Origin of the sequence: Actinomadura sediminis, assembly GCF_042675525.1 — a bacterium.
GTDB classification, from domain to species: Bacteria; Actinomycetota; Actinomycetes; order Streptosporangiales; family Streptosporangiaceae; genus Spirillospora; species Spirillospora sediminis.
Window position 1 is genome coordinate 1 of record NZ_JBHTJA010000183.1, and the last position, 7964, is coordinate 7964.

Sequence of the window (7964 nt, forward strand, 5' to 3'; positions counted from 1 at the left end):
GTTCCGCGCGGCCGGGCGTCCGCGGCGACGCCGCGGCGTCCGGCACGTCCGGCGCCGCGGGTGCGGGCGTCCGCTCGACGGCGGTCACCGCGCCTCCCCTCGGGTCAGGGTGATGGTGGTCCACGCGCCCACGTGGATCCGGTCTCCCTCGGCCACCGGAACCTCCGTGTTCAGCGGGATCGGGTCCATGGACCCGTTCAGGTACGTGCGGTTGGTGGACCCCGGGTCGACGAGCGTCCAGGACCCGTCCGCCTTGGCCAGGAGCACCGCGTGGACCTTCGAGACGCCCGGGTCCTCCGGCGGTTCCCGCAGGTCGATCTCGGGCGGCGTCGGATGCGCGGAGCTGCGCCGGCCGATGCGGATCTGCCCGGACGTCAGCGGGATCCGCCGCTGCGGGGCGTACGGCGGGAACACCAGCGTCCCCGAGTCGGGGCCCTCCTCGGCGAGGACGGCGTTGAAGTACTCGCGGTCGGCGTCGACGACGGCCGTCCACTCGGCCCCCGGGGCCCGCGCGGCGGGCCCGTCCGGCGCCGGGGTCGACGCGGGCGCCGACGCGGGGGTCGACGCGGGGGGCGAGGACGGTGGCGGGACGGCGGACGGACGTTCGAGATCGCGCGTGGGGCGGCCGCCGCCCGCGACGAAGTCGTAGCCGCAGCCTTCGCAGAACCGGTCGGTTCCGGGCAGGCCGCAGTCGGGGCACGGCGTGCCGCCGTCCGGGCCGCTCCCGCCGGAACCGCCCGTGCCGGGCCCGCCGGACGGCGCGGCGCCGCCGATGGGCGTGCCGCACACGTCGCAGAAGTCCGCCGACCGCGAGGTGTGGCCGCTCGGGCAGATGGCCATGCTCAGCCCTTCTGGGCGCGGTTGTTGACGGTCTCGTCCTTCCGGGTCCGGACGGTCTTGGTGGACCGCGTGTCGAGCGACATCTCGTCGGCCTTGTCGACGTTCTTCTTCAGCCGGACGGTGCCGGTGGCGGGGTCCACGACGTCCACGACCTTGCGCAGCAGCGAGGTGATCTCCTCGTTGCCGGCCGCGTCGGCCAGCACGACCGCGCGGCCGAGCCGCGCCGTCGCGGTGTCCTCGTCGCCGCGCTCGCGGGCCTGCAGGCCCTCCTGGATCGCGACCGCCAGCTCCGCCTGCCCGGTGTAGTGCGCGACCCGCTCGTTGATCCGCGTGGAGCGCGCCTCGTCGTCGGTCCACTCGGCGAGGACGTTGCCGGTCGCGAGGACCCGCGCCTCCTCGCCGGGCGGGCCGGGCACGACGAGCTTGACCCACACCGCGCGCAGCACCTTGCCGACCTCGCCGGGCGGCAGCTCCACGCACACGTGGTAGTCGCGGCTCTCCTCGCCCCACGCGCCGAGCGGGTAGTCGCCGGCCTGCGGCGGCACCTCGACGCGGCGCCCGGTCAGGTCCTCCACGGTCGGCAGGACCTGCTTGACGAACTTCAGCTTCGCGGTCTGCGGGGTCTGCAGGCGCAGCGCCACGTCCGCGACGGACTTGCCCATCGCCGCCTCCGTCATCGCCTGGAAGTCGGCGACGAGCTCGGACGGGTCGCGGACGATGTCGACGCCGCCGAGCAGCGCCGACGACACCTTGCGCAGCTCGGCGACCTCCCAGTCGGTGCCGACGCCGCGGCAGTCGCAGACGAACCGGCCCTCGCAGCGGAACAGGACGGCGTCGAGCTGCTCGGGCGTCTCGTGCTGGTTCTTGCCGTCGGTCAGCAGGATCGCGTGCCGGATGCCCTTCCGGTCGGCGAACAGCTCGTCGGCCAGCCGCAGCCACGACCCGATCGCGGTGCCGCCGGACGCGCGCAGCCGGCCGAGCGCCTCCTTGGCCAGCCGGCGGTTCTCGTCGTTCGCCGGGACGAGCCCGGGCTGCTCGGGGAACACCATCGACGCGACGTTCGAGCCGGACACGACCGCGAACTCGACGCCGTCCCGCAGCGTGTCCACCGCGACCTGCGCGGCCTCGACGGCGGCCCGCAGCTTGGTGTCGGGGTAGGACATCGAACCGGACGTGTCGATGATGACGACCTCGGACGCGCGGGTCGCGGGCCCGGCGGCGAGGACCGCCCCGCCCTCTGTGCCGCCCGCGGCGCTCGCCTCGACCGAGACGATGGCGTGCACCTCCCGGCCGCCCTCGGGCAGGTACTTGTTCTGGTCGACCTTGACGGTGAACTGCGGCTGCTCGCTCATCGATGCTGCTCCCTGCTCGGGGGACGGTCGGGGGAGGGGAGGGGGACCACGGCCACGGTGATGTTGTCCCGGCCGCCCGCGTCGAGGGCGTGCCGCACCAGCGTCCGGGCGGCGCCCAGCGGATCGGCCGCGGGATCGCCGGGCAGGAGCGCCCGCAGGTCCCCGGCGGCGGGGAAGTAGTTCCACAGCCCGTCGCTGCACACCAGCAGCGTGCCCGGGCCGGACGGCCGGAACGACGCGACGTGCGGGGCGACGTCCCCGGCGTCCGCGCCGAGCCACGCCGTGATGACGTGCGCGTTCGGGTGCGCCTCGGCTTCGGCCTCGGTCAGCGCGCCCTCGGCGACCATGACCGCGGCCCAGGAGTCGTCCTCGGTGAGCCGCCGAGATGCCGCGAGCCCGACCGGGCCTGCCTGCTCGGCTTGCCCGCCCGGCCCGGTATCCGAGTCGCCGGTCTCTGCGCCGCCCGACTGGGAGTCGCCGTTCCCCGGGCGGCCGGACTCGTCGTCGGCGAGCCAGTAGGCGCGGCTGTCGCCGACCCACCCGACGGTGACGGTCCCGTCGCGGGTCACCGCCGACACGTACGTGCACGACGGGGCGTCGTCCTCCGAGGGGGACAGCGCGGCGACGGCCCGCGCCGCCGCCAGCGCCGCCGCGCGCGTCGCGCCGGCCGGGTCCTCGCCCGCGTCCAGCCGGGACGCGAGCTCGGCGGCGCCGGTGTCGGCCGCCGCGCGGGACGCCTCCTCGGGGCGCCGCGACGAGCCAACCCCGTCCGCCACCACGGCCGCGACCCCGGCGGCGTGGACGGCGAGGGCCGGCGCGTCCTCGTTGCGGCTGTAGCGCAGGCCGCGGTCGCTCACCCCGGCGGCGGCGAGCGGGCCGGGGCCCGCGCCCGCGGGCAGCGTCGCCTCCACGTGGTCGCGGTCGGCGGGCTGCCGCAGCCCGCAGTTCTCGCAGTAGCCGTCGCCGTCGATCGCGGTGCCGCCGCAGCCCGCGCAGGGCGGCGCGGGGGCGGCGCGGCCGCGGGCGAGAGACGCGGTGCCGATCCGGAAGGTGCGGCCCTCCCGGCCCTCGCGCACCGCCGCGACCGCGGCGGCCGGGGCCGGGACGGGCGCGTCGCCGAGCCGGTGCCCGCAGCCCTCGCAGAACGCCTCGCCCGCGTACACCATCTCGCCGCAGGCGGGGCAGCACAGCTCCGCGGCCTTGGCGCCTGTCTTGTCGTGGGTCACGGTGTCGTCCGAATCTGCGGCGGGGGCGGGCAGGCGGGCGGGCGGGAGAACGGGGCGCGCGTCACAGCAGGGTCCTCGGACGGACGGCGTTGGCGGCGTCGACAAGCCGCCGGCACTCCTCCCGGTCCGGTGCGCCCTTCGCCAGCCGCCGGTACGCGCCCTCCAGGCGGCGGCGCAGCGGCGCCTCCCGCAGCTCCGCGCCGAGCAACTGCGTACCGTCCGTCCCGCCGGACCGGCCGGAGCCGATGAGCAGCCAGTCGAGCGCGGCCTCCAGGATCTCGGCGGTGAGCCGGTCGCGGCGCCGGTCGTCCAGGGCGTCCGCGCTCAGCCCGCCGAGCCGCCGCCCGGCGGCCAGCAGCTCCTGCGCCGTCAGCTCGGCCGGGGGCCGCGCCCGCACCGCCGTCGTGACGGCCGCGACCTGCGCGGACGTGCGCCGGATCGAGGTCTCCGGGACCGTGTCGAGGGCGGCGATCGCACCGGCGCGGTCACCGCCCGCGAGACGCACCCGGGCGAGGCCGAACGCCGCGTTGAGGTAGGAGTCGTCGGTGCGCCACACCAGCTCGTACAGCCGGGCGGCGTCGGCGGGCGCGCTCTGCTCCCGGCAGTACGCGAGCGCCAGCTTCGGCGCCGCCTCGCCCGGCAGCAGGTCGTACAGCCGGTCGAACCGCGGCTCGGCCTCGGCGACGCGGCCGCGGGCGACCAGCGCGACGGTCCGGTACCACTCGACCCGCCAGTCGTCCGGCCGGTCGGCGGTGAACTCGTCGAGCAGCCGCTCCGCCTCGTCGTGCTCGCCCAGCTCGATCTTGACGCGGGCGAGGGTGAGCCGCACCTCCGGCGTCCGCTGCGGCGCGCCCGCGACGGTCGCGGCGAGCTGCGCGGGCCCCAGCGAGGTGAGGCCCGCGAGGAACCCGGCCGCGGGGTCGCCCGCGTCCACCAGCGGGACGGGCAGCGCCGCGGCGGCCGTGTCCGGCGGGACGGGCGGCAGCGCGGCCGCGTCGGACTCCTCGCCCGCGGCGCGCGCCGCGAACCGTTCGGGGCCGAACAGCGCCGACGGGGCGGGCCGCGCCCGTCCGTCCTCGGCGGCCAGCACCTCGCGCAGGACGCCGGTGAGCTGGTCGGCCATCTCCGCCGCGTCCTGGAACCGCTCGTCCGGGTCCCGGTGCGTCGCGCGGCGGAGGAAACGGTCGAACGACTCGTACTTGCTCAGGACCGGAACGTCCTCCCGGGGCGGGAGGCTCTCCCGGTACCGGGACGTGTAGCCCTTGAAGGGGAAGCTCAGCACGGCCAGGGTGCGGCCGACGGTGTAGAGGTCGGAGCTGATCGACGGGCCCACGTCGGCGATCTCCGGCGCCTGGTAGCCGGGCGTGCCGTAGATCGCGCCGTCCGGGTCGTCCAGGCGCCGGACGCCGCCGAGGTCGATCAGCCGGAGCTGCTCCTCGAACTGGATGACGTTGTCGGGCTTGAAGTCGCAGTACACCAGGCCGCGGGCGTGCAGGTAGCCGAACGCCTGCAGCACCTCCAGCGCGTACGCGATGGCCTGCGCGACGGGCAGCGCGTCCGCGCCCTCGTCGCGCCGCTGCAGCAGGATGTCCTTGAGCGACCGGCCGCCGACGTACTCCATGACGATGTAGCCGTCGCCGTCGTGCTGCACGAAGTTGTAGATCTTGACGATGTTGGGGTGCTCGACCTCCGCGAGGAACGCCTTCTCGGCCGCCGCCGCGGCCATGGCGTCGGCGTCGCCGCTGTCCAGCAGGCCCTTCAGCACGACCCAGCGGTCGCTGACGTTCTTGTCCCGGGCGAGGTAGATCCAGCCGAGGCCGCCGTGCGCCAGGCAGCCCAGCACGTCGTACTGGCCGCCGACGAGGTCGCCGGGCGACAGCTTCGGGGTGAACGAGAACCCCGCGCCGCACTTCGGGCAGAACCCCTCCGTGCGTCCGGGCCGGTCGCCCCGGCTGCGGCCGACGGGCTCGTCGCAGTGGCTGCAGTACCGCTTGCTCTCGGCGACCTTCGGGTCGCGCAGCACGGCGGCGGACGGGTTCCGGTACGGGACGGGCGGCACCTTCACCAGGCCCGCGCCCAGCCCGCCGAGCCGCCCGGACGACCGCGTCCCGCCGGTGCGCGCGCTGCCCGTCCGTCCGCCGATGCTGCCCCTGCTGCCGCCCGTGCCGAAGGACCGGCCCCCGGACGGCCCGCTCGTCCCGGTCGGGGCCGCCGTCGACGGCGGGGGCTCGCCGCACACGTCGCAGAAGCCGTCGACGATCGTCCCGCCGCAGCCCGGCCTGCCGCACGCGCCGCTCGCCGCGTCCGGCGCACCCGGCGTCGCGGTGCCGCCCGCGGCGGCCGGCGGCGAACCGCAGACGTCGCAGAAGCCGTCGACGATCGTCCCGCCGCAGCCCGCCTGGGCGCAGGCATCGGGGGCGGAAGGTCCCGAGGGGCTGGAGGGTGCGGCCATGCCGCATATGACGCAGTACCCGCCCTCGACGGTTCCCGTGCATCCCGGCACCGTGCAGAGGTTCATCCATCCGCTCCCTTCTCCCGCGCGGAGACGGCCCGCTGGTACTCCGCCAAGGCCACGGTCGCCTCCCGGAGATCGCAGGGCGACGTCCACAACAGCGCGCGCGCCCGCTCGTACAAACCGGCCGTGCCGGCGTCCTCGGCGAGGCCCAGCCGGGCGGCCTTCACGCGGTACGCGTCGAGGCGGCCGCGCAGCTCGTCGCGCCGCTCCAGCAGGCCCCGGACGACGCCGACCGCGTCCCGCGCGTCCCGCAGCGCCGCGCCGGCCGCGCGTTCGAGGTCGCCGATCCGCCGGGCCCGTTCCGTCCAGTCGCCGCCCGTCCAGTCGCCGCCCGTCCGGGCGTCCCGGTCGAGGGCGGACAGCCGGTCGGCGAGCGCGGCCGACGCCTCCGGCGGCGCCGCGGGCGGGGGACCGGCGATCTTCGCCGCGACGGCGTCCCGGACACGGCGCGCCTCCGCCTCCGTCTCGCGCAGCGCGTCGACCGTCCGGGCGATCTCGCGGAGCCGGGAGGCGTACCCGTCCCGCAGCGCCGCCGCCGACTCCAGCCGGCGCCGCGCGTCCGCGAACCCGTCGCGCAGCGCGTCCAGCGGGGCGGTGTCCGGACGGCCGCCGGGCGCCAGTGCGAGCGGGTCGCCGCCGACCCGCGCGACGATCTCGTCGAGGTCGGCGCCGAGCCGCGCCAGCTCCGGGTCCGTCCCGCCGAGGGCCGCCAGCGCGTCCGCGGCGGCGCGCCGGGCCGCCTCGGTCTCGGCGAGCCGCGACAGCAGCGCCGACCAGATCCGTTCGAGCGGCCCCACCGCCCGCACGATCTCCTCGTACAGGCCGGTCATCCGCCCGACGGCCGCGCGCAGCGTCAGCCGCTCACCGGACGGGACGTGCAGCAGCGTGCGGCGCTCGAGCGGCACCTCGGCGGCGGGCAGCTCGACGACCGGGGCGGTCAGCAGGCGGGTGAGCTCCGCCAGCCGCCACTGCCCGAGCCGGCCGGGCCGGGCGCGGACCTCCTCGGCCTCGGCGACGGCGCGGCGGTACAGGTCGAACAGCGTCCACAGCGTCTCGGCGCGGGCGCGCACGGCGGCCTGGACGCGGCGCGTCTCGCCGGCCGGCGTCGCGCCCTCCAGCAGCTGGTAGCCCTGGTCGGCCTCCAGTTCGAGGAGGGCGGAGCCGATGCGCTCCCTCTCGTCCCGCAGATGCGCCAGCGTCCGATCGATGTCGTCGCGGCTCATCGGCAGGCGCGTCGGTTCACCCAACGCGGGTCCATGGCTCGCCCATGTTCGCCCTGCCATCCCCCGTGCCGTGCAGTTTTGATGCCAGTTTTCCCCATCCGTGCCCCAACGCTCAAGGACTGCGGACGATCAAGCCCGCGGGGGCCGGCGGGCCTCCAAAATGTCAGTGTTCGAACGTATTATCGAACCATGGCGAACGTTGCGACGCACCGCAGGACCGCCCCCTCCCTGACCACGCTCTCCGCCGCGGAGATCGCCGCCCTCGCGCTCTCGCTCGCGCACCTGGGCGCCGGCCCGCAGGCCGCGACCGCGCGCCGGGCCCTGCGCACCCTCCTGGACACCGTCCCCCACGACGACGTGGCCGGCGCCACGCTGGCCACCCTCACCGCGTCCCTGGACGCCTCCACGGCCGACCGCGCCCGCGTGGTCGCCGCCGCCATCAGCGAGCACCGCGTCGTCCGCCTCTGCTACGGCGACGCCGGCGCCAACGTCACGATCCGCGAGGTCGAGCCGGTCACCACGCTCGTCCACCGCGACCACTGGTACCTCGTCGGCTGGTGCCGGATGCGGCGCGGCGTCCGCGCCTTCCGCTTCGACCGCATCCTGGCCGTCGAGTCCACCGGAATGCCCGCGCGGCCGCGCCGCACCGACCGTTACCTGCCCTTCCAGCGCCGCAAGGCCGTCCACGCGGGCGGCCCGGCCCACACCCCGATGTCCTGACCGCCGCGCGCGGCCCCGGCCCGCCCGGGGCGGGGCCGCGCGTGCGCGTCAGAGGCGGGGCGGGCGCGGGACGAGCGCCGCGGAGCCG

The 7964-nt window shown here is 76.7% G+C and carries 6 protein-coding genes; 1 reads left to right on the forward strand and 5 read right to left on the reverse strand.

Annotation, left to right across the window (positions count from 1 at the left end; genetic code table 11):
• Window positions 1-84 precede the first annotated feature (84 nt).
• From ACFQ11_RS36540 to ACFQ11_RS36560, 5 genes are all read right to left on the reverse strand, one after another.
• Window positions 85-840: an FHA domain-containing protein gene (locus ACFQ11_RS36540; RefSeq protein ID WP_378307330.1), complete on the reverse strand. Its 756-nt coding sequence runs from the start codon at window positions 838-840 to the stop codon at window positions 85-87.
• A gap of 2 nt (window positions 841-842) precedes the next feature.
• Window positions 843-2192 carry a vWA domain-containing protein gene (locus ACFQ11_RS36545; protein ID WP_378307332.1) on the reverse strand — a complete coding sequence of 450 codons (1350 nt, stop codon included), beginning with the start codon at window positions 2190-2192 and terminating at the stop codon, window positions 843-845.
• Window positions 2189-3418 (reverse strand): PP2C family protein-serine/threonine phosphatase, encoded by a 1230-nt coding sequence (locus tag ACFQ11_RS36550; RefSeq protein WP_378307334.1) that lies wholly within the window; start codon window positions 3416-3418, stop codon window positions 2189-2191. Before ACFQ11_RS36550 ends, ACFQ11_RS36545 begins: the two co-directional genes overlap by 4 nt.
• 61 nt (window positions 3419-3479) lie before the next feature.
• The gene (locus ACFQ11_RS36555) at window positions 3480-5936 is read right to left on the reverse strand and encodes a tetratricopeptide repeat protein (RefSeq protein ID WP_378307336.1); all 2457 of its coding nucleotides are present in this window, start codon (window positions 5934-5936) and stop codon (window positions 3480-3482) included.
• Window positions 5933-7180, reverse strand: a complete 1248-nt coding sequence (locus tag ACFQ11_RS36560) for a hypothetical protein (RefSeq protein ID WP_378307338.1) — start codon at window positions 7178-7180, stop codon at window positions 5933-5935. The genes ACFQ11_RS36555 and ACFQ11_RS36560 overlap by 4 nt, the downstream gene beginning before the upstream one ends.
• 165 nt (window positions 7181-7345) lie before the next feature.
• On the opposite strand from ACFQ11_RS36560, the gene ACFQ11_RS36565 reads away from it, so the two are divergent.
• The gene (locus tag ACFQ11_RS36565; protein WP_378307340.1) at window positions 7346-7876 is read left to right on the forward strand and encodes a helix-turn-helix transcriptional regulator; all 531 of its coding nucleotides are present in this window, start codon (window positions 7346-7348) and stop codon (window positions 7874-7876) included.
• Window positions 7877-7964 lie beyond the last annotated feature (88 nt).

Coding starts and splice junctions, on each gene's coding strand:
- ACFQ11_RS36540 (WP_378307330.1), bottom strand. CDS start 840: ATGGCCATCTGCCCGAGCGGCCACACCTCGCGGTCGGCGGACTTCTGC.
- ACFQ11_RS36545 (WP_378307332.1), bottom strand. CDS start 2,192: ATGAGCGAGCAGCCGCAGTTCACCGTCAAGGTCGACCAGAACAAGTAC.
- ACFQ11_RS36555 (WP_378307336.1), bottom strand. CDS start 5,936: ATGAACCTCTGCACGGTGCCGGGATGCACGGGAACCGTCGAGGGCGGG.
- ACFQ11_RS36565 (WP_378307340.1), top strand. CDS start 7,346: ATGGCGAACGTTGCGACGCACCGCAGGACCGCCCCCTCCCTGACCACG.